Origin of the sequence: Mediterraneibacter catenae (genome assembly GCF_008691045.1) — a bacterium.
In the GTDB taxonomy this organism is placed as follows: Bacteria; Bacillota; Clostridia; order Lachnospirales; family Lachnospiraceae; genus Mediterraneibacter; species Mediterraneibacter ornithocaccae.
On sequence record NZ_VMSO01000002.1, the window covers coordinates 25,985 to 47,392 of the forward strand.

Consider the following 21,408-nt stretch of genomic DNA (forward strand, 5'->3'; position numbering starts at 1 on the left):
AGAAGATAAGGAGTGAACATTATGTCTTTACAATCATTAAGTTTCCGTCTGATGGCCGGTCATTCAGATGCGAAAAGAGACCGCGGGCTTAATGCTGCACCGGACGATATTCTGAGGATTAATGATATCCCCTACGGTCCGGATGTGAAGTGGAATACTCTGGATGTGTACAGGCTGAGAAATTTAAAAGGGAAGCTGCCGGTCATTGTAAATGTCCACGGAGGCGGATATGTATACGGAAGTACGAAGCAGTATCAGTTTTACTGCATGGATCTGGCGCGGAGAGGCTTTGCAGTGGTCAGTTTTAATTATCATCTGGCACCGAAGTTTAAATTTCCCACGCCCATTTTTGATCTGAATCTTGTGATGGAATGGATATGTAAGAAAGCCGGCATTTACGGCTTTGACACAGACAGAGTGGCACTGGTCGGTGACTCTGCAGGAGCGCAGATTACCAGTCAGTATGCAGTGATCTGCAGCAATCCGGAATATGCGGAAGTGATGGAAGTAACGCCTCCTGATTTCAGACTGAGAGCAGTCGGTCTTAACTGTGGTATGTATGATCTGAGAAAGCGAGCATCTGAAATCTCGGAGAATAAGCTGATGATCGATTATTTCACGGAGCATCCGGCTGTATACGGGAAGAAGCTGGATGTGCTCGACTATGTGACAGGGAAGTTCCCGCCGGCTTATCTGCTCTCTGCGAAAGGGGATTTCCTCATGGATCAGTGCGAGCCGATGGCAAAGCTTCTTATGGAAAGAGGCGTTCCGTGCGAGTATAAGATCTACGGAGATGAGAAGACAGGGCACGTATTCCATGTGGATATGCGTTCGGATCTGGCCCGAAAGGCAAACGATGACGAGATTGCATTTATAAAAAAATACATGTAAAAGTTCAGATGCAGTCCGGATCCTTCCGGTACTTGAGTGGCGTCACACCGTACTGTTTCTTAAATGCGGTCTGAAAATGACTCTGACTGGAAAAGCACAGATAGCTGCTTATGACACTGACGGATTTGTCAGTGTACTTAAGCAGCTGTTTTGCTTCTTCCATCTTACAGCGCGTGATAAATGCGTTCACCGAAAATCCCAGTTCTTTCTTAAAATAAGTAGAAAAGTAGCTCCGGCTGAATCCGACGTGTTCCGCCACGTCTTCTACCGTGATATGCTCGCATACATTCTGCTGGATAAAGCGGATGGCGTTCTGGATCATCCCGTCTGACGAGACCGGCATCTGCGCCTCTTTGACACGCTCGGCAAAGGTATATGCCACCCGCCCCATCAGCTCGTAGAGAGCATCCGGGTCAGAAAGCGACTCTGCCGTCTGAATGAAAGAGTCGGAGAGCTGGTATGCGGCATCCGTGTCCAGCCCGCCGTCGATCGCCGCGCGCGTGGCTACGGTAGTGCTCACGATGATCGTGTTCTTCAGCTGACGGAGCGCTGTGGGACCGATGATACCTACATTCGCAAAGGATTCGTTGAATTCGAGCTGCGCCAGAGCTTCCGGCCTGCCGGTGCGGATGATCTCGTGGATCACGGACTCGATCTCATGGGAATGGTTATGTATGGAATCAGCCCTTTTCTCGTACAATGTGTCAGCCGTGCGGGCGGCATGGAATGTCTGCTGTGGCAGGAGCTCCCGGACAGGGCGTATTTCACCGTTCAGGCAGTAATTGATAAATGCCAGTTTGATCAGAAAGCTGCTCAGAGAGAACTGCGGTACTCTCTGGAAGAAATCGGAGAATTCCCGGCGCGATTCCTGCGGCACGACATAATCGATGTACATCTGATGAAGCTCGGAGTCAGAGTAAGGAGTAAGGGAAACCGGGCCGAATATAAGCCGTATGTCCGGATCGGCGTCTGCGGACACACATCCGAAGTAACTTCCGTACTCCGTGGACAGATAAGAGATGTGCCCGGTATGCCCGGAACGGTCTGTCAGGCGCGGGAGATATTTTGCGGGCGGAAATGTAAGTGCGGACTGTTCCGGTTCCGTATGCGTGAACCTCTGTTCCGGGAAACGGTACAGGTATGAGGGAATATTGGAATCCAGATACAGCATTTTGAGAAAATCATTTAATGAATGGGACATAATTACCACCTTTCGTAAGGATGTAAATATCAGATGCGGGATGACTGCCGCTCCCGCAGGCGGTGAGCAACAACTCAGTAACTGCTGCCTGTTAAAAACAGTGTAGATAAAATACACCCTTCTGTCAAGAAAATATAAAACAAATATATAAAATACAGAACAAAAAGAAAATACAATACGCATTTCTTAAATTAAAATAAACTCACAAGATGAAACAAGGAGGAGAACAGCATGGACAAAGAAAAGATCAGGGATCTGATCTTGCAGATGACGCTGGAAGAAAAGGCGGGGATGTGTTCCGGAGCGGATTTCTGGCATACCAAAGCGGCAGAGCGTCTCGGAATCCCTTCTGTCATGGTAAGCGACGGCCCCCACGGACTGCGCAAGCAGTCAGAGGCGGCGGACCATCTCGGGATCAACGACAGCATCAAAGCGGTCTGCTTCCCCGCCGGATGTGCGCTTGCCTCAAGTTTTGACAGAGACCTTGCGAAAAAGATGGGAGAGACCATCGGGCAGGAATGTCAGGCGGAGGATATCAGCACCATTTTAGGGCCTGCGGTGAACATAAAGAGATCCCCGCTGTGCGGACGTAACTTTGAGTATTACTCGGAAGACCCGTACGCGGCGTCCGAGATGTCGGCGGCGTTTATCCGCGGCGTGCAGAGCAAGAACGTAGGGACCAGCGTGAAGCATTTCCTGGCGAACAATCAGGAGAAACGGCGCATGACAAACTCTTCGGACGTAGACGAGCGGACGCTGCGTGAGATCTACATGGTGCCTTTCGAGGGCGCGGTGAAGAACGGGAAACCGTGGACCGTGATGAATTCCTACAACCAGATCAACGGAACTTTCGTCGGAGAGTCAAAAGAATATCTCACAGATCTTCTGAGAGCGGAATGGGGATTCGACGGATATGTGATGTCCGACTGGGGCGCGGTCAATGACAGGGTAGAAGCGCTGAAAGCCGGAATGGATCTGGAAATGCCCTCTTCAAACGGTGTGAACGACGCGCTGATCGTAAAGGCGGTGCAGGACGGCACGCTGGATGAGGCTGTGGTAGATCAGGCATGCGAGCGGATCCTGAACATCATCTACCGGTACATGGAGAGCCGGGATGCGAGCGCAGTATTTGACCGTGAGAAAGACCACGGGACAGCGGCTTCGGTCGAGGAAGAGTGTATCGTTCTTCTGAAAAATGACAGTGACGGAAACGGGAAACCCATCCTTCCGTTGGGCAGAGAACAGAAGATCGCGTTCATCGGAAAGTATGCCCAAGCGCCCCGGTATCAGGGCGGCGGAAGCTCCCATATCAACAGCTGGAAAGTAGAGTCCGCGCTGGAAGCTGTAAAAGACTTTGCGGACGTGGCTTATGCGAAGGGCTTTGACGACGCACAGGATCAGGCGGATGAAGCACTGGAAGCTGAGGCAGTGCAGGCGGCGGAAGATGCGGATGCAGCGGTGATCTTCGCAGGACTTCCGGACAGCTTCGAGTCGGAAGGCTATGACCGGACGCACCTGAACCTTCCGGAATGCCAGAACCGTCTGATCAGTAAGATCTGTGACGTACAGAAAAATGTGGTCGTTGTGCTCCACAACGGTTCCCCGGTCGTGATGCCGTGGAAAGACAGAGTGTCCGCAATCGTTGAGGCATATCTGGGCGGACAGGCAGTCGGGAAAGCAGAGGTGAGAGTCCTCTTCGGAGAAGTCAATCCGTCGGGAAGACTGTCCGAGACATTCCCGAACAGACTGGAAGACACACCGTGCTATCTGACCTACGGCAAAGGCAGAGACCATGCGGAGTACAGAGAAGGCGTGTTTGTGGGATACCGGTATTACACCACCCGCGATATGGACGTACAGTATCCGTTCGGGTACGGACTGTCCTACACCACATTCGGATACAGTGATCTGGCCACAGATAAGAGCGGACTGACAGACGCGGATACGCTGAGTGTGAGCGTGGATGTTAAGAATACGGGAGACCGCTCCGGTAAAGAGGTCGTGCAGCTCTACGTGGCTCCGGTGAACTCCGAAGTGCCGCGTCCGCTGCGGGAACTGAAAGGCTTTGAAAAAGTGTCACTGGAACCGGGAGAAAAGAAGACGGTGGCATTTACGCTGGACGACCGTGCCTTCGCGGTATGGAACGCAGATCTTCACTGCTGGGATGTGCCGGACGGCGCATACAAGATCCAGATCTGCCGAAATGCCCGGGAAGTGATCCTTGAGACAGAGGTGCAGGTGAAGAACACAAAGCGCCCGAGACAGAAGTACACGGCGAATACCTGCATGGGCGAGCTCTTTGCAGATCCGAAAGCACAGCAGATCCTCGGACAGATGATGGGGAACAACGAGCAGGCGAAAGAGATGGAAGAGAAATCGCAGGGAGAGGCAGTCAGCCAGGAGATGCTGGCGGCGATGATGCAGGACATGCCGCTTCGTCAGCTTATCAGCTTCGTGCCGGGCATGACGTGGGAAGCAGTGGATCAGATACTTAATGCGCTGAATGCGTGATTAGGATATAATTATACAAGAGGAAAGAGAGGTTAACAAAATGGCAAAGAAACCTTTAGGAAAAGACAAACTGGGCATCCAGAAAGTCATGAGGATGCCGGACTATCTGGGAGATGCGGCCGGACAGTTCTCACTGAATGCGATCAGCGGACTGGTAGGGCAGCTTACATACTTCTATACTGAAAAAGTGGGTGTTGCAGCCGGTGCGATCGCAACAGCACTTCTGATCGTAAAAATACTGGATGCATTTACAGATATTATCATGGGATATATTGTCGACCATACGGCGCCGGGCAAAGAGAAGTACCGCCCGTGGATCCTGCGGATGGTCCTGCCGGTAGCGATCATGATGGTGCTGATGTTTACAGTTCCGACTAATGTAAGTACTCCGATCCAGATCGTATATATGTTCATAACCAACTTCCTGTTCACAGCAGTGATCTACACGATCATCTGCGTGCCGTATCAGGCGATCATGGTTGTCCGCACGAACAGTCAGGAAGAGCGTGCGAAGATGGGAACATGGCGTGCAGCGGCAGGTTATGTATCCGGAATGATCATCGCGGTTATGATCATCCCGATCACAAATATGTTGGGCGGCGACCAGAAAGCATGGATCATGTTCAGCGCCGGACTTGCAGTAGTTTCTGCTATTCTGCTGTTTGTAACTTATAAGACAAGCAAAGAGTATGCTGTTGAAGACGGTCAGGAGGCTGTGGCAGCTCCGGAGCCGGAAGAAGAAAGCGTTCCGTTTGGAGAGGCGTTAAAAAATCTTTTCCATAATAAATACTGGGTAATGGCGCTGATCCTTGCCGTATGCTCTAATATTTTCTATGGACTTTCAAATTCATCAGGAACCTATTACTGTAAATGGATCTACGGGGATGACAATCTTGTGGGAATCCTCGGCGGCGTCGGCCTGATCCCGACAATCCTTGGATTCATTGTAACACCGATCCTGATCAAGACGCTGGGCGTTACCAAATCACTCCGGGTTTCCTTTGTGATCGGAATCGTCGGCAATGTTCTGAGAATGATCAATCCGTATAACTTCGTTTACAATGCAGTTCTGGGATGCTTCTCAACATTTGCAAATATTCCGATGATGTGCCTGCTTGGAACGATCACGGCGATGTCCATAGACTATAATGAATATAAATATGGAAAGCGTATGGTAGGATCCTCTCAGGCAGCAGCAAGCTTCGGCTCCAAAGTAGGAAACGGCCTGGGAACATCACTGATCGGATGGTGCCTTGCTATCGCAGCATATGACGCGGCGGCCACTGTCCTGACTCCGGCTGTGAAACAGGCAATCTTCACATTCAATATCTACGCTCCGCTGGCGATGTTCGTGATCATGTTCATCGTAGCAATGAAGTTCGACCTGGAGAAGAAGCTTCCGGGAATCCGCGAGGAGCTGGATAAGAGAAAAGCACAGAACAAATAATTAAATATAGCCAATCATGTCTCTGCCCCGCCATTTTGACGGGGCAGTGCCTGAATTAAGGGAGGAGATCAGTAAATGAGTGAAGACAGACAGGCATTCAACCCATATCTTCCGTTAAATGAATATATCCCGGACGGAGAACCCCATGTATTCGGCGACAGGGTATACATTTTCGGTTCTCATGACAGAGAGGGAGGAACAACATACTGCGAACTGGATTATACGGTCTACTCTGCGCCGGTCACGGATCTGACAGACTGGAGATGTGAGGGGACGGTATACCGAGCAGAACAGGATCCTCATGTCTGCGCAGACAGAAGCCAGATGTACGCTCCGGATGTCGTGCGGGGGAATGACGGAAGATATTATCTGTATTACTGCCTGGCGGGGCAGGCCGGGAAGAACGGATTCGACGGACCGATCTCTGTGGCGGTGTGTGATACCCCGGCAGGAAAATACGAATATCTCGGAGACGTCCGATACCCGGACGGGAGCCCCATGACGAGATTTATTCCGTTTGACCCGGCTGTGATCAATGATAATGGAACGATCCGTCTGTATTACGGCTGGTCTCTCCCGATGACACCGGGAAACGGATGGCTGGGCAGAAAGATCACGGAAAAGCTTATGGTCAATATGTTCCATAAATTACCGGAAGAGATCCGAAGAGAACCGCAGGGCATTATGGGAGCAAACACCGTGGAACTGAAGGATGATATGCTGACGGTAAGAGGCGAACCTGTCAGGATTCTTCCCGGGATCGACAAGAGTAAAGGAACGGAATATGAGGGACATGCGTTTTTCGAGGCAAGTTCGATCCGGAAGATCGGAGAAACATATTATTTTATTTATTCCACTGAAAAAAACCATGAATTGTGTTACGCAGTGAGCCGGTATCCGGACAGAGATTTTCGGTACGGCGGCGTGATCATTTCCAACGGCGATGTCGGGATTGACGGAAGAAAGGCAAAACGCCGGATCGCGGCAACCGGAAATAATCATGGAAGTATTGAGCAGATCAATGGGAAATGGTATGTTTTTTATCACAGGCATACTCATCTTAACTCCTACAACCGGCAGGACTGTGCGGAGGAGATTCATATCGATGGGGACGGTTCTATCCGTCAGGTTCCGATGACGTCCTGTGGACTTAACGGGAAACCTCTCAGACCGGAGGGTGTTTATCCGGCTGCTATCGCCTGTGTGCTCACTGACGGGCATATGCCCCATGTGGGAAACGGCGGCGCTCCGGGCAGACATCCGATGATCACACACGGAGAAGGAGAGCAGCATATTACCGGGATACGTAATCACACAGTGATCGGATTCAGATATTTTGCATTTACAGGATCTGTGAAGCTGATCCTCCGGGTAAGAGGGAATGGAAGAGGACATTTCCTGATCTCAGACGGACAGAAAACTCACAGAACTTCGGTACAGGTGACCGGAAGCGAAAAATGGATGAAATATGAAACAGTGGTCAACACAGACCGGACAGCCCCGCTCTATCTGGAGTATAAGGGGACGGGGATGATGGAACTGCAGCAGATAGAATTAAAAAGAGTAGTATCTGACAAGGAGGAAGAAAATCATGAAAATATATGACCTGAGGACAGAATACCGTGAGAACCCGATCGGGCTCGCAGTCAAAAGCCCGCGCTTTTCCTGGAAGATGCGGACGGACGAGAAGAACACAGTCCAGAATATTTACCGGATCGAAGTGACGGACAACGGGAAGACTGTGTGGGATACCGGGATGCAGGAGAGCAGGGACTCCGTGCTCGTTCCGTATGAGGGCGAGTTGCTTTGTGACGAGACGCTTTACACTGTGAAAGTGACCGTATGGGATAACTACGGACGGGCGGGCAGCGCTGAGACGACTTTTGAGACAGGAGTCTTCGACCCGCAGACATTCCGGGCAGAGATGATCACCCATGATTTTGAGCAGGAGGAGACAGCCTGTCCGGTTTTCTATAAGAATATTCTATTGAAAGGCGATGTGAAAAAAGCACGCCTCTACGCGACGGCACAGGGCGTCTATGAATTCGCTGTAAACGGCGTGAAAGCCGGAGAGAACCGGATGACGCCGGGGTGGACCAGCTACCACAACCGTCTCCAGTACCAGATCTATGATGTGACGGAGCAGATAAAGAGCGGGGAGAACCTGCTGGAGATGACGGTCGGTAACGGCTGGTACAAGGGCATCCTTGGATTTATGTGCACCTCGGATATCTACGGCGACCGGGTGGGCGCATTTGCGGAGCTGCATATTACATACGAAGACGGCGGAATCGAAGTTATCGGTACGGATGAGAACTGGGGCGTGCGCACCGGCGAGATCCGTTACAGCGAGATCTATATGGGCGAGACCATCGATACGGACGCCCCGCAGATCCGGGAAGGAAATGTCTCTGTCAAAGACTTTGACAAGAGCATCCTGACCGCACAGGAAAACGAGCCGGTCCGCATCACGGAGCGTATCCCGGCGAAAGAACTGATCGTGACCCCGAAGGGAGAGCGTCTGGTGGACTTCGGGCAGAATATCACCGGACTGGCAGAAATCCGCATCAAAGGATATAAGGGACAGAAGATTACGATCCGGCACGCAGAGGTACTTGACAAGGACGGCAACTTTTATCCCGAGACGCTGCGCCAGGCGAAATCCATCGACACCTATATCTGCAACGGGGAAGATCAGGTCTTCCTGCCACACTTTACGTTCCACGGGTTCCGCTATATCTGCGTGGAGGGAATAGATGAGATGAAGCCGGAGATGTTCACAGCCTGCGTGATGCACTCTGATATGGAGAGCATCGGATCCTTCCATACGTCCAACAAAAAGATCAACCAGCTCCAGAGCAATATTTCCTGGGGCATGCGGGACAACTTCCTCGATATCCCCACCGACTGCCCGCAGAGGGACGAGCGCCTCGGATGGACGGGCGACGCCCAGGTATTCTCCTGGACGGCTTCCTATCTTCGCAACACCGCGCTTTTCTTCAGCAAATGGATGCGGGATATGTTTGCTGAGTCCTCTCTGGAAAAGGGCGTGCCCCATGTCGTGCCGGATATCCTCGGCTCCTACAGTTCCTCTGCATGGAGCGACGCGGCGGTCATCATCCCCTGGGTCGTCTATCAGACATACGGGGATACACGGATCCTGGAAGAAAACTGGAAATGTATGCACGAGTGGGTGGATTACATTACGAACAACTGCGAGGAGAACGGTCTGTGGATGACCGGATTCCAGTACGGCGACTGGCTGGCGCTTGACAAAGAGGAGAGCGCAGACCGCACCGGCGCGACGGACAAATATATGATCGCCAACGCCTATTATCTGTATGTGACGGATCTGGTAAAGCAGACGGCGGAAGTGCTGGGGTATGAGGATGACGCGGCAAAATATGCGTCCCTGTACGAGAAGACACTGGATGCATTCCGGAGAGAATACTATACGGAAACAGGCCGGATCGTCAGCGAGACCCAGACCGGCTGCATCCTTGCCCTGTATTTCAATCTGGCTAGGGAGAATGACCGCGGCAGAATCCTGAAGACGCTGCTCACCAATATCGAGAACCACAAGAACCATCTGGCGACCGGATTTGTGGGAACGCCGTACATCTGCCACGCACTTTCCGAGAACGGAGCTCACGACATGGCCTGCACCCTGCTTATGAGGGAAGACTATCCGTCCTGGCTGTACGCGGTCAACATGGGTGCGACGACCATCTGGGAGCGGTGGAATTCCATCAAGCCGGACAGCACGTTCGATGAGTCGGGCATGAACTCCCTGAACCATTACGCGTACGGATCCATCGGCGACTGGATGTACCGCAAGGCGGCAGGCATCAACCAGTTGGAGCCGGGGTATAAGAAGATCCTGATAAAACCGATGTTTGTGAAAGGCATAGAGGAGGCGGAAGGAACTTTTGAATCCCCGTACGGTAAGATCGTCAGCGGATATTCCTGTAAAGACGGGAAGATACATATCCATGCAGAAATCCCTGCCAACACGACGGCGGTGATCGTCCTGCCGGAGAAAGGTGAAAAAATTGAAGTCGGTTCCGGCGTCTACGACTATGAATATGATACCGGGACAAGCTTGAAGACCCTGCGCTTCAGTATGGACAGCACGCTCTCTGAGATCGTGGCAGAGCCTCTGGCAGTGCAGATGTTCAACCAGTTCGCGCCGGGCATGCTGGACGGCCCGATGGTGCAGATGGCGATGCAGATGACCCTCGCCGAGATGCTGGGCGCGGCGCCGGATGCAAGGCCCATGTTCGAGGCGGTCGTGAATGCGCTGAACGCGCAGGAGGAGTAGGAAAATGAAGATTGCAAATATCACATGCGAGCGCGTCCATACGCCTCTGGCGGTGACGAACCGCCACCCCAGATTTTCATGGGAAATTACATCAGACGAAAAAGATGTGCTCCAGAGCGCATATCACATTATTGTAAAGGATCACACAGGCGCCCTTGTCTGGGACAGCGGGAAGGCACAGAGCCGGGAAACTGTCGATATCATGTACGCCGGTGCGCCGCTTGTATCTTCCGGCAGATATGTATATCAGATCACGGTCTGGGACAACCACGGAAATGAAGCGGTAAGCGAAGAGGAACGCTTTGAGACAGCGCTTCTCGACAGCGCGGACTGGAAGGCGCAGTGGATCGAGCCGTTAGACCCTCTGCCCCAGCTTGCGGAGAATCCGCTGCCAAAAGCACAGGCGATCTGGGGCGAGTGCATGGCGGCGATGATGCGGGGCGAGCAGCCGAAGTACTATCTGGACAGTGATATATGGGCGCTCTTTGAGGCAGAACCCTATGACCCGCCGGTCCGCTTCCGCCGCACGTTCACACTTGGAGAAAAGCCGGAATATGCGAAGATCTATATGACTGCCCACGGCATCTACAGCCTGTCCGTCAACGGCAGGAAAGTTCCGGGGACACTGCTGGCGCCGGGATTTACGGCCTATGAGAAGCGCCTGAAATATCAGGCATACGATGTGACAGAATTCCTGCAGGCAGGCGAAAACGCCCTCTGCGTGACTGTGGCGGACGGCTGGTACAAGGGCAAGATCGCCCTTGGCAAAGGATGCGAGTACGGCGAAGTGCCGGGGCTGCTCATGCAGATGGAATTGTGGGGATCCGGCGGAACGAAGAGTGAACTCTGCTCGGACGGAAACTTCACCTGTTCCTATGAAGGGCCGGTGCGCTACGCGGATCTGTTCCGAGGGGAGTGCGTGGACGCCCGCAGAGACGACGGCGACCCGTCCGAAGCAGCATATGTGGCGGACAACTGGAAACCGGTAAATGTTTTGGAACGAAAGGAAGAAGATTACGGCATCCTGACAGCCCAGACTGCTCCGGCGATTGAGGTGTATGAGGAAGTCCCGGCAAGAGAGATCCTGACAACGCCGAACGGCGAGACAGTGGTTGACTTCGGACAGAACATGGCAGGAACGATCCGGGTAGAGATACGTGCGGAAGCAGGAGAGGAGATCAGCTTCGAGCACGGGGAAGTCTTGGATTCAGACGGCAATTTTACTTATGCATTTTCAGATACAGCACATGAGCAGAAAGACGTGTACATCAGCGCCGGGGAGAGCGGGGAAGTCTTTGAGCCGGAGTTTACCTATCACGGGTTCCGCTATGTCTGTGTGACCGGAGGAAAAGACTGGAGACCGGAGCAGTTCACTGCGAAAGCCATCAGCAGCGCAAACCCGGTGACCGGATCGTTCCGGTGTTCAGATGAGAAACTGAACCAACTGCAGGATAATATTTACTGGAGTCAGCGCTCCAATACTGTGGGGATCCCTACCGACTGCCCAACCAGAGAGAAGGCAGGCTGGACAGGAGACGTGGTGACATACGGCGAGACGGCTCTCTACAATCAGGAGATGACCGCATTCTTTGAGGACTGGCTGGAGAGCATCCGCAGGGAGCAGAAAGAAAACGGGCATGTGATGAATACCGTCCCGCTGATCAAAAACTATATCCAGCAGACCTACGCGGGCTCTCTTGGCTGGGGCGATGTGATTCTGACGCTGCCGATGCAGCTCTACCGCTTAAGCGGAGACAAAAATGTGCTTGCGGCATGCAGGGACGCAATGGAGAAGTGGGTCAATGCCATGCATATCGCAGCAGACGAGCTCCCGCAGGGGATGGAAGAAAGCCCGGAGAATGAGAATCAGCATTATCTCATTAATACAGGGTTCCATTTCGGCGACTGGTTGGTGCCAAGCGTGAAGAATGAGGCGGGATTTTCCGATGGACCGGCTTCTTCCTTCCTGACCATGAATGTGGTTGATACCGCGCTTCTGGCGGCGGATGCAGACCTGTTTGCCGAGACGCTGGAGATTCTGGGAGAGACAGAGAAAGCAGAAGATTATAAAGCATACGCTCAGAGAGTCCGGAAGGCATTCTGTGAGGAACTGTGTACGGAAGACGGGAAACTGAAACAGGAGATGCAGGGAAGCTACATCCTTGCTCTGAAATACCATATGGTTCCGGAAGAAATGGAGAAGGGATTTGCCGCAAGGCTGGCGGAGATGATCGTGGAGAATGATTACAAACCGGACGCCGGATTCATGTCGGTTCCGTTTATCCTGGATGTGCTCTGCAACTATGGTTACCGGGATCTGGCATGGAAAGTCCTGAACCAGAAGAACTGCCCGGGCTGGATCTATGAAGTGGAGCACGGCGCGACGACCATGTGGGAAAACTGGGATGCGGTCCGTCCGGACGGAGCGGTGGACAAATGTTCTTTCAACCACTATGCGTTCGGCTGCGTCGGCAATTTCCTTTACCGCAGAGTGCTGGGAATCCAGAATGCCGGTATCGGATATGATCACATCTGTCTGGAGCCGGGATATGACTTTGATCTCGACTGGGCGGAAGGCTCTTACCACAGCGTGCACGGCGAGATCAGTCTCCGCTGGGAGAAGATGAAAAATGCAGACGGCTCAGATGGGGCTGGTATAAAGGTGAGTGGATGGATTCCTGCGAATACAGAGGGGGAACTGGTGCTTCCGGACGGCAGCAGGCAGAAGCTTGGCAGCGGTGGATTTGAGCTTTTTACAGAAGAATCAAAAATCCCGATGCAAGCATGAATGAGGTGGGTCAGATGATGAAACGAACGAAAGTGATATTGATCATCCTGGCGGCGGTAGTCGTCCTGCAGGCGGCATGGATCGCATTCTGCGGTTGGAAGTGGGGCTGGGGACCGTTCCATAAGCTGTCTGAATACCGGTACAGGAGCATGCCGGGAAATGCGGACCGGTATGCGGTGTCACAGGTAAAGCCGTCCGGCGATGAGACGCTGAAAGGAAAGACGGTTATCTTCCTCGGTTCCTCCGTTACTTACGGAGCAGCGTCACTGGGCGAATCCTTTGCCGATGACCTGAGTGCCAGGCTGCAGTGCAATGTTGTGAAAGAAGCGGTGTCCGGCACGACGTTGTCCACTACCAGCCCGAACTCCTATGTAACTCGGCTGGATAACATCAAAACGCGGCAGGCAGACCTCTTTATCTGCCAGCTCTCGACCAACGATGCCTCACAGAAGAAGCCGCTGGGCGAGGTCACTGATTCCGAGCGGATGGAGGATTTTGACACAGATACTGTGGCGGGAGCGATGGAGTATATCATCGCATATGCGAAAGACAAATGGGACTGTCCGGTGGTATTTTATACAAATCCGAAGTATGACAGCGACGAATATGCGGCGATGGTTGAATTACTGTATGAGATCCGGGATAAATGGGGGATCGGTGTGATCGACCTGTGGACAGAACTGCCGGAGATCACGGAAGAGGAGCGCGCGCTTTATATGGCGGATGCGATCCATCCGACACGCGCCGGATATCTGGAGTGGTGGACGCCGGTGATGGAGAAAGATATCATAGAAATGATGGAACTAACGCCGGAAAGCAGTGAGAAGTAATGAAATTATACAGGGAGGGATCATCCGGCGGATGATCCCTCCCTGTTGCCAATTGCTCTCGACAATATGATATTAAAGTTTGTTTTTGCCGTATTATTTTACTTCCACCCTGCTGTTAAATTTATCCAGAAGCAATGCGATCACGATCCCGACTGCGATGCATATGATGTTCACAATCGCTGTCCCCGCACTCATGAATCCGGATACCGGGATGATCATGACTGTCGCCGCGATCACGATCCCGATGATGCCGTGGAACGCGAAAGAGTAGAAGTTGTCGAACAGCGCGTTGATCGCTTTCGCAAGGCATATCACAGTGACAAGAGCCCCGATGCCCGCAGGGATAAGGATGCTCATATCAAAGTGCCCGATCCCGTCCACGAACGGAGTGTAAAGTCCCAGAGGCATCAGCAGTGTGGAGAAGCTCATGCCTGGCGCGATCACACTGAGCGCCAGACAGAATCCGCAGAACAGATACCAGAAGAAGTTCGGAGCCACTTCTACGGAGAACAGCTGGAAACCGATCAGAATCGCGAAGATCACGATCATGCAGACGATCATCGAGATAAAGGAACCTCTGCTTCGGCCCTGCTCGCCCGCTTCACGGAACAACGAAGGCAGCATTCCAGTGATCAGTCCGATGAAAACACAGACCGACGGATCCGGATATTTCTCCAGGAAGAAGGAGAGGATGTTCGCCACCCCGAGGAAACCGATCACGCCGCCGATAAATACCGGGATCAGCGGAGGCACATGGGATCTGAAATTCTTAAACGGATTGGACAGAAGTTCCATGATCGGCTTGTAGATGCCGAAGATCACACTCAGTACGCCGCCGGATATACCGGGGAGTACAGCCCCCAGTCCGATCAGCGCCCCCTGAAGGATGCGGTAGACGAACTGAAGCGGATTTACACTTTTTTTCTTTCTCTGATTCATATGTTCATTGATCCTTTCATTCTGAAACATTTAGTTGCTATTTTATAGCAATAACATTCACAAACATATTCCTTTATACTATCTTTTATGCTTTTTTTCAAGTATATTTTTGTGTATACTAAGAGAAACAGGGCGTGTCAGAAACAGGAGGGATTTGATGCACTATTTAAATACGGACGCACAGATAATTATGTTCCGGGATATGCTGAACAGTGAGATTTATGTGGACAAGAGCAGCCTTATCCAAAAGATCACACCGCTCATCCGTACAAACGCAAAGTATGTATGTATTACCAGACCACGCAGATTCGGCAAAACAGTAAATGCCAACATGTTAGGGGCGTACTACACAAAAGGATATGATACACATGAACTGTTTGACGACTTGAATATCGCGCATACAGATCATTATGAAAGCCATATAAACCGTTACAATGTGATACACATTGATTTCAGCGTTTTTCCGGATTTTTGCGACGGATATGACGTTTATCTGAAAAATATCCTCAGAAAACTGCAGGAAGATCTAAGAGAAACATATCCGGCGCTTAAAGGCAGAGAATACGGGGGGATCAGTGAAATGCTGTCCGATACGAAAGATTCGTTCATCTTCATTTTAGATGTATGGGATTCTGTATTCAGCGAGAAATATGTAACAGAAGCAGATAAGATACATTTTCTGAGATTTCTAAAAACGATGCTCAAAGACAGACCATATGTGGATCTGGCGTATATGACAGGGGTACTGCCGATTGCGAAATACTCCAGCGGTTCGGAACTGAACATGTTCTGGGAATATAATTTTATGAACGATCAGGTGTATGAAGAACAGTTTGGACTTACAGAAGATGAAGTAAAACAACTTTGCACAAAATATGATACAGTAAGCTATGAAGATCTGGAGTGGTGGTACGACGGATATCTTATGAGCGATGGAAGGCATCTGTTCAATCCAAGGTCAGTAAACAGGGCGCTGACAGATGGCGTCTGCAAAAATTACTGGACGGAGACCGGACCGATGAACGAGGTGGCGGACTGTATTGAAAATAATGTGGAAGAGGTGCGCGAGGATATCGTCAAAATGGTCTCCGGTGTGCCGGTAGAAGCAGATTTGAGTGGCTATAGTGCGGCTGAACAGGAGTTATATACAAGAGACGAGATCCTCTCTGCTATGGTCGTATATGGGTTCCTGTCCTATCATGACAACTGCCTGAAAATCCCGAATCACGAATTAATGGAAAAATTCCAGCGGGTGCTTTCCCGTGACAGCATGGGAGAAGTGAAAGAGATCGTAGACAGATCCAAAGAAATGCTTGCAGCCACGCTTGCATGTGATGCGGATAAAGTGGCGGCTATTCTGGAAGATGTACATGACAGAGAAATACCGTTTCTTATGTATAATGATGAAAATTCCCTGTCATGTGTGATCACGCTCTGCTATCTCTATGCGCGGAAAGATTATCGGATAGAGCGTGAAGAAAAGAGTGGGAAAGGGTACTGCGACTATCTTTTTATTCCCAGAAAAAGAGGTGTCCCCGCAATAGTCCTGGAACTTAAAGTGGATGATTCGGCTGAAAATGCGATCCGTCAGATAAAAGATAAAAAATATGTACAAAGAGTGGAATCTTTCGGCAATGTCATTCTGACCGGAATCAGTTATGACAGGAAACATAAGAAACATGAGTGCATTATTGAAAAAATATCCCTGATAGATTAAAATAATCCAGGGAATAAAATCTTAAAGACAGAAAATGAGCAGGAGGAGAATATTGATATGAAGAAACCGGTTCTTGTCATAATGGCAGCAGGTATGGGAAGCAGATACGGCGGCCTCAAACAGATCGACCCCGTGGACAAAGAAGGTCAGATCATCATGGATTTTTCAATCTATGATGCAAAGCAGGCCGGATTTGAGAAAGTCGTATTTATTATCAAGAAAGAAAATGAAACTGACTTCAGGGAGGCAATCGGCGACCGGATCGCGAAATCTATGGAAGTCGCTTATGCTTATCAGGACATCAACAATATCCCGGCAGGTTTTTCTGTCCCGGAGGGACGTGTGAAACCATGGGGGACAGCACATGCGGTCTTAAGTGCGATCGATGAGATTGACGGGCCGTTTGCCGTGATCAATGCAGATGACTATTACGGACAGCACGCTTTTAAAGTGATCTATGAGTATCTCACAACTCATGAAGATGATAACAAATACCGGTATACAATGGTAGGCTACCGGCTCAAAAATACAGTGACGGACAACGGGTATGTTTCCCGCGGCGTCTGTGAACTCAACGAGGATAAAGAACTTGTCAGCGTGACCGAGCGTACCAGGATCGAGAAGAAAGAGGACGGCATTGCCTACTCTGAGGACGGCGGAGAGACCTGGACCTCTATTGACGGTGATACGCTCGTATCTATGAATATGTGGGGATTTACCCGCAGCATGCTGGACGAAATCCAGAAAGGGCTCCCGGCATTCCTTGAAAAAGGCCTGAAAGAGAATCCGATGAAATGCGAGTATTATCTCCCAGCGGTAGTGAGCACTCTTCTGGCTGAGGATAAAGCAGCCGTGACTGTGCTTGAGTCAGAAGATAAATGGTATGGCGTTACTTATAAGGAAGACAAGCCTGTCGTGGTGGCTGCGATCCAGTCGCTGAAAGACGCAGGACTCTATCCAGAAAAATTATGGTGAGCTGATATGCATGGTACTGCGGTAGCAGTGCCATGCAACATTTTTACTAAAAGATGATTTAAAATTATAAAGAAATATCCTGACGTCTGTGCTATACTGAGTTCGTAAACAGGAAAACATAATATGCAGTCTTATCTTAAGGAGGAAACGATCATGTCTATTTTAGTAACCGGAGGAGCCGGATTTATCGGAAGCCATACTTGTGTAGAACTTTTGAATGCAGGCTATGATGTCGTAGTAGTAGATAATCTGTACAATGCTTCTGAGAAAGCTCTGGACAGAGTGAAAGAGATCACGGGAAAGGATCTGAAATTCTATAAAGCGGATATCCGTGACAGAGAGGCAATGAATGAAGTCTTTGAGAAAGAAGAGATCGAATCCGTGATCCACTTTGCAGGACTGAAGGCGGTAGGCGAGTCCGTACAGAAGCCGTTGGAATATTATGAGAACAATATCGGCGGAACGATCACTCTCTGCGACGTGATGAGAAACCATGGTGTGAAGAACATCATCTTCAGTTCTTCTGCAACAGTATACGGTGACCCGGCATTTATTCCGATCACAGAGGAATGCCCGAAGGGAACCTGCACAAACCCGTACGGATGGACAAAATGGATGCTGGAGCAGATCCTGACTGACCTGCACACGGCAGATCCGGAGTGGAATGTTGTCCTCCTGAGATATTTCAATCCGATCGGTGCACATAAGAGCGGACTGATCGGCGAGGATCCGAAAGGCATCCCGAACAATCTGATGCCTTACATCACACAGGTAGCCATCGGCAAACTGAAATGTCTCGGTGTATTCGGCAACGATTATGATACACCTGACGGAACAGGCGTGCGCGATTACATCCATGTGGTAGACCTTGCTGTCGGACATGTGCGCGCAGTTGAAAAATTGAAAGAAAAAGCGGGAGTGTCTGTCTACAATCTGGGAACAGGAAATGGATATTCAGTTCTCGATATGGTCAAGGCATTTGAGAAAGCCTGCGGCAAGGAGATCCCGTATGAGATCAAACCGCGCCGTGCCGGCGATATCGCTACCTGCTACTGCGATGCAACAAAAGCAAAGAAGGAACTGAACTGGGTTGCAGAACGCGGGCTCGAGGAGATGTGTGAAGACTCCTGGAGGTGGCAGAGCCAGAACCCGAACGGATATAATGATTGACAGATTATTATGAAACGCAACATAGACTTGAAAGAAATATCCGATGGCAGACTCTATTCCTCCGGGGATATGGTGAAAGTGGAATGTCATGATTGTGAAGGATGTTCGGATTGCTGCCAGGGGATGGGCGATTCGATCATCCTTGATCCGATGGATATCTGGCGGCTGCACAGAGGCATCAAAAAGGATTTTTCAGTATTGATGGGAGAAAATTACATCTCACTCGGAGTCGTGGACCGCATGATCCTGCCTAATCTGAAGATGGATGTACAAAAAGATGCCTGCCCGTTCCTCAATGATGAGGGCCGGTGTTCGATCCACAGCTGCAGACCGGGACTTTGCCGGCTGTTCCCTCTTGGGAGATATTATGAAGAGAACGGATTTAAATATTTTATCCAGATCCATGAATGTTCAAGAAAAGACCGCGGGAAAGTCAAGATCAAAAAATGGCTTGGCATCCCGAATCTGAAAGCCTACGAGAGCTATATCATGGAGTGGCATGATTTCTTAAATGAATGTGAGAGTGCCATGGAGTCATTAAGCGATGATAATACAAGAATCCTGACCCTTTATGTACTCCGCATATTTTATGAGACATCCTATATGGCCCAGGATGAAAACGCGTTTTATGAAGAATTCCGTGCAAGGATGACCGGGGTAAGAGAAAAACTGGGTATGGAGTCTCGGTGAGAGAGCCCGGAATACGGGCTCACCGTTTTTTCTGCTTCTCTTTCCATCTCAGAAGCAGTGCAGAGTTTATAATGACGAGAACGGAACCTGCATTATGTACCAGTGCCCCGACAACCGGATTAAGTATTCCTGTAATTGCCAGAATAATGGCAACAAAGTTCAGTGTCATCGAGAATGTAAGGTTCAGACGGATCGTCGTCATCATCCTTTTGGCAAGCCGGAGAAGATGCGGGAGTTCCCGTATATCATCGTTTACCAGAGCGATGTCTGCCGCGTCTACGGCAATATCGCTTCCAATCTTGCCCATGGCGATGCCCACGCAGGCTTTTTTCAGCGCCGGCGCATCGTTGATGCCGTCTCCGATCATACAGACGGGCTGATTCTGCTGTTCATAAGAATCAATCCAGATCAATTTGTCTTCGGGCAGGCAGTTTGCGTGCATTTCACTGATATGGAGCTGTCGGGCGATATGTCCGGCAGCATTTTCATGGTCTCCCGTCAGAAGGACAGGAGTCACACCGCAGGCTTTTACAGCATCTATCGTATCCGCAGCATTCTGACGCAGTGTATCAGAGAGAGCAATAAAGCCGGCGCTTCTGTTGTCCACTGCAAGGTAGATGACAGTACACCCTTTTTCAAGAAATATTTCAGCCTTTCCGATCATTTCCTCTGTGAGAGTAATATCGCTCTCAGCAAATAGTTCCAGATTTCCGGCAAACACTCTATGACTGTCTGTCAAAGCGCGCACGCCCCTGCCTGGCAGCATTTTGAAATCCTCCGGAGCTGTAGGTGCATTTTTCATTTCTTCTTTATAAGAATGGACAATGGCTTTTCCGAGAGGATGTTCAGAATTGAGTTCCGCACTGGCTGCATACGCATACAGATTACCCCATGACAGATCTTTCAGATAACTTACTACAGCGGTCACCTGCGGTGTGCCGTAAGTGAGTGTCCCCGTCTTATCAAATGTGATTTTTTTTACAGCAGCCAGCCGTTCCAGCGCATCCCCTTCGCGGACAAGAAAACCGTGTTTTGTAGCGTTCCCGATCGCTGCCATGATAGCAGTGGGAGTAGCAAGCACAAGGGCACATGGACAGAACACGACAAGAATTGTCACTGCCCGGATGATCTCACCGGAAATCAGCCATGTAAGCACTGCGGCGGTCAGCGCGATCACTACGATCCATGTAGCCCACCGATCCGCAAGACTTACGATCTTCGCCTTACCTGCATCCGCTGACTGTACCAGACGGATCATCCGCTGAATCGAACTGTCTTCCCCGACTTTTGACGCCTTCATCTCAAAGGCACCGAACTGGTTTACCGTACCGCTGGATACTTCATCTCCGGGTCTTTTATCTACGGGAAGAGATTCCCCTGTCATGACCGCCTGATTGACAGACGTTTCGCCGGAAGTGATCACTCCGTCAACAGGGATAGCCTCTCCGGGAAGGACACGCAGCAGATCACCTACATGAACATCCTCAGCAGGAATGATCTCTTCAGATGTGCCGGATATTCTCCGGGCCGTGCGGGGCGTCAGATGAACCAGTTTTTCGATCCCGGCCCGGGCCTTTGCCACGGTCAGATCCTCTAAGAGTGCTCCCAGCTGCATGATAAACGCGATTTCGCCGGCGGCGAAATCCTCTCCAATGATGATAGAAGCTATAAGCGCGATGGAGACAAGAACATCCGCTTTGATGTCAAAGGCCGTGACAAGTCCTATGACCGCCTCCATGATGATCGGTATTCCGCACAAGATGATCGCAACCCATGCCATATCAAAAGAAAATGGGGAATATCCGAAGATGCTGAACAGAAGAGAAGCTCCGGACAGGATCAGAAAGATAATATCTCGTTTCAGGCCTCCCCATTCCATGATATCTTCAAGTTTCTTCATCATAATAATTATTCTCCTTGCAAACTCT

At 50.5% G+C, this 21,408-nt stretch carries 14 protein-coding genes; 11 read left to right on the forward strand and 3 right to left on the reverse strand.

Features of this window, described 5'->3' with window-relative positions:
* The first annotated feature begins 21 nt into the window (after positions 1-21).
* Entirely contained in the window at positions 22-891 is an 870-nt protein-coding gene (locus FNY66_RS01850; RefSeq protein WP_150310133.1) for an alpha/beta hydrolase, read from the forward strand.
* Between the two features lie 4 nt (positions 892-895).
* Here FNY66_RS01850 and FNY66_RS01855 read toward each other — a convergent pair whose 3' ends face one another.
* Positions 896-2,092, reverse strand: a complete 1,197-nt coding sequence (locus FNY66_RS01855; protein WP_190324754.1) for a helix-turn-helix domain-containing protein — start codon at positions 2,090-2,092, stop codon at positions 896-898.
* A gap of 231 nt (positions 2,093-2,323) precedes the next feature.
* On the opposite strand from FNY66_RS01855, the gene FNY66_RS01860 reads away from it, so the two are divergent.
* The 6 genes from FNY66_RS01860 (at position 2,324) to FNY66_RS01885 (ending at position 13,989) form a co-directional block, all read left to right on the forward strand.
* Positions 2,324-4,603, forward strand: coding sequence for a glycoside hydrolase family 3 C-terminal domain-containing protein (locus FNY66_RS01860; protein WP_150310135.1), 2,280 nt, complete (start codon positions 2,324-2,326; stop codon positions 4,601-4,603).
* A 40-nt stretch (positions 4,604-4,643) separates the two neighbouring features.
* Positions 4,644-6,050 carry an MFS transporter gene (locus FNY66_RS01865; RefSeq protein ID WP_150310136.1) on the forward strand — a complete coding sequence of 469 codons (1,407 nt, stop codon included), beginning with the start codon at positions 4,644-4,646 and terminating at the stop codon, positions 6,048-6,050.
* A 75-nt stretch (positions 6,051-6,125) separates the two neighbouring features.
* Positions 6,126-7,655: a family 43 glycosylhydrolase gene (locus FNY66_RS01870; protein WP_150310137.1), complete on the forward strand. Its 1,530-nt coding sequence runs from the start codon at positions 6,126-6,128 to the stop codon at positions 7,653-7,655.
* The gene (locus FNY66_RS01875; RefSeq protein ID WP_150310138.1) at positions 7,642-10,371 is read left to right on the forward strand and encodes a family 78 glycoside hydrolase catalytic domain; all 2,730 of its coding nucleotides are present in this window, start codon (positions 7,642-7,644) and stop codon (positions 10,369-10,371) included. Before FNY66_RS01870 ends, FNY66_RS01875 begins: the two co-directional genes overlap by 14 nt.
* Before the next feature lie 4 nt (positions 10,372-10,375).
* Complete coding sequence (locus FNY66_RS01880; RefSeq protein WP_150310139.1) at positions 10,376-13,159, forward strand: alpha-L-rhamnosidase; 2,784 nt, start codon at positions 10,376-10,378, stop codon at positions 13,157-13,159.
* A 14-nt stretch (positions 13,160-13,173) separates the two neighbouring features.
* Positions 13,174-13,989 (forward strand): SGNH/GDSL hydrolase family protein, encoded by an 816-nt coding sequence (locus tag FNY66_RS01885; RefSeq protein ID WP_150310140.1) that lies wholly within the window; start codon positions 13,174-13,176, stop codon positions 13,987-13,989.
* Positions 13,990-14,082: 93 nt separating this feature from the next.
* Here FNY66_RS01885 and FNY66_RS01890 read toward each other — a convergent pair whose 3' ends face one another.
* Entirely contained in the window at positions 14,083-14,928 is an 846-nt protein-coding gene (locus FNY66_RS01890) for a DUF368 domain-containing protein (RefSeq protein ID WP_150310141.1), read from the reverse strand.
* A 157-nt stretch (positions 14,929-15,085) separates the two neighbouring features.
* Between FNY66_RS01890 and FNY66_RS01895 the strand changes: the two genes are divergently transcribed.
* The 4 genes from FNY66_RS01895 (at position 15,086) to FNY66_RS01910 (ending at position 19,480) form a co-directional block, all read left to right on the forward strand.
* On the forward strand, positions 15,086-16,645 hold the full coding sequence (locus FNY66_RS01895) for an AAA family ATPase (protein ID WP_150310142.1): 1,560 nt from the start codon (positions 15,086-15,088) through the stop codon (positions 16,643-16,645).
* Between the two features lie 57 nt (positions 16,646-16,702).
* Positions 16,703-17,620, forward strand: coding sequence for a nucleotidyltransferase family protein (locus tag FNY66_RS01900; RefSeq protein WP_150310143.1), 918 nt, complete (start codon positions 16,703-16,705; stop codon positions 17,618-17,620).
* Between the two features lie 153 nt (positions 17,621-17,773).
* Complete coding sequence (gene galE / locus FNY66_RS01905) at positions 17,774-18,790, forward strand: UDP-glucose 4-epimerase GalE (protein WP_150310144.1); 1,017 nt, start codon at positions 17,774-17,776, stop codon at positions 18,788-18,790.
* Positions 18,791-18,799: 9 nt separating this feature from the next.
* On the forward strand, positions 18,800-19,480 hold the full coding sequence (locus tag FNY66_RS01910; protein ID WP_150310145.1) for a YkgJ family cysteine cluster protein: 681 nt from the start codon (positions 18,800-18,802) through the stop codon (positions 19,478-19,480).
* Positions 19,481-19,499: 19 nt separating this feature from the next.
* Here FNY66_RS01910 and FNY66_RS01915 read toward each other — a convergent pair whose 3' ends face one another.
* Positions 19,500-21,383, reverse strand: a complete 1,884-nt coding sequence (locus FNY66_RS01915; RefSeq protein ID WP_202879149.1) for a heavy metal translocating P-type ATPase — start codon at positions 21,381-21,383, stop codon at positions 19,500-19,502.
* Positions 21,384-21,408: the final 25 nt, after the last annotated feature.

Coding starts and splice junctions, on each gene's coding strand:
- FNY66_RS01855 (WP_190324754.1), bottom strand. CDS start 2,092: ATGTCCCATTCATTAAATGATTTTCTCAAAATGCTGTATCTGGATTCC.
- FNY66_RS01915 (WP_202879149.1), bottom strand. CDS start 21,383: ATGATGAAGAAACTTGAAGATATCATGGAATGGGGAGGCCTGAAACGA.
- FNY66_RS01850 (WP_150310133.1), top strand. CDS start 22: ATGTCTTTACAATCATTAAGTTTCCGTCTGATGGCCGGTCATTCAGAT.
- FNY66_RS01860 (WP_150310135.1), top strand. CDS start 2,324: ATGGACAAAGAAAAGATCAGGGATCTGATCTTGCAGATGACGCTGGAA.
- FNY66_RS01900 (WP_150310143.1), top strand. CDS start 16,703: ATGAAGAAACCGGTTCTTGTCATAATGGCAGCAGGTATGGGAAGCAGA.
- FNY66_RS01870 (WP_150310137.1), top strand. CDS start 6,126: ATGAGTGAAGACAGACAGGCATTCAACCCATATCTTCCGTTAAATGAA.
- FNY66_RS01890 (WP_150310141.1), bottom strand. CDS start 14,928: ATGAATCAGAGAAAGAAAAAAAGTGTAAATCCGCTTCAGTTCGTCTAC.
- galE (WP_150310144.1), top strand. CDS start 17,774: ATGTCTATTTTAGTAACCGGAGGAGCCGGATTTATCGGAAGCCATACT.
- FNY66_RS01895 (WP_150310142.1), top strand. CDS start 15,086: ATGCACTATTTAAATACGGACGCACAGATAATTATGTTCCGGGATATG.
- FNY66_RS01875 (WP_150310138.1), top strand. CDS start 7,642: ATGAAAATATATGACCTGAGGACAGAATACCGTGAGAACCCGATCGGG.
- FNY66_RS01910 (WP_150310145.1), top strand. CDS start 18,800: ATGAAACGCAACATAGACTTGAAAGAAATATCCGATGGCAGACTCTAT.
- FNY66_RS01885 (WP_150310140.1), top strand. CDS start 13,174: ATGATGAAACGAACGAAAGTGATATTGATCATCCTGGCGGCGGTAGTC.
- FNY66_RS01865 (WP_150310136.1), top strand. CDS start 4,644: ATGGCAAAGAAACCTTTAGGAAAAGACAAACTGGGCATCCAGAAAGTC.
- FNY66_RS01880 (WP_150310139.1), top strand. CDS start 10,376: ATGAAGATTGCAAATATCACATGCGAGCGCGTCCATACGCCTCTGGCG.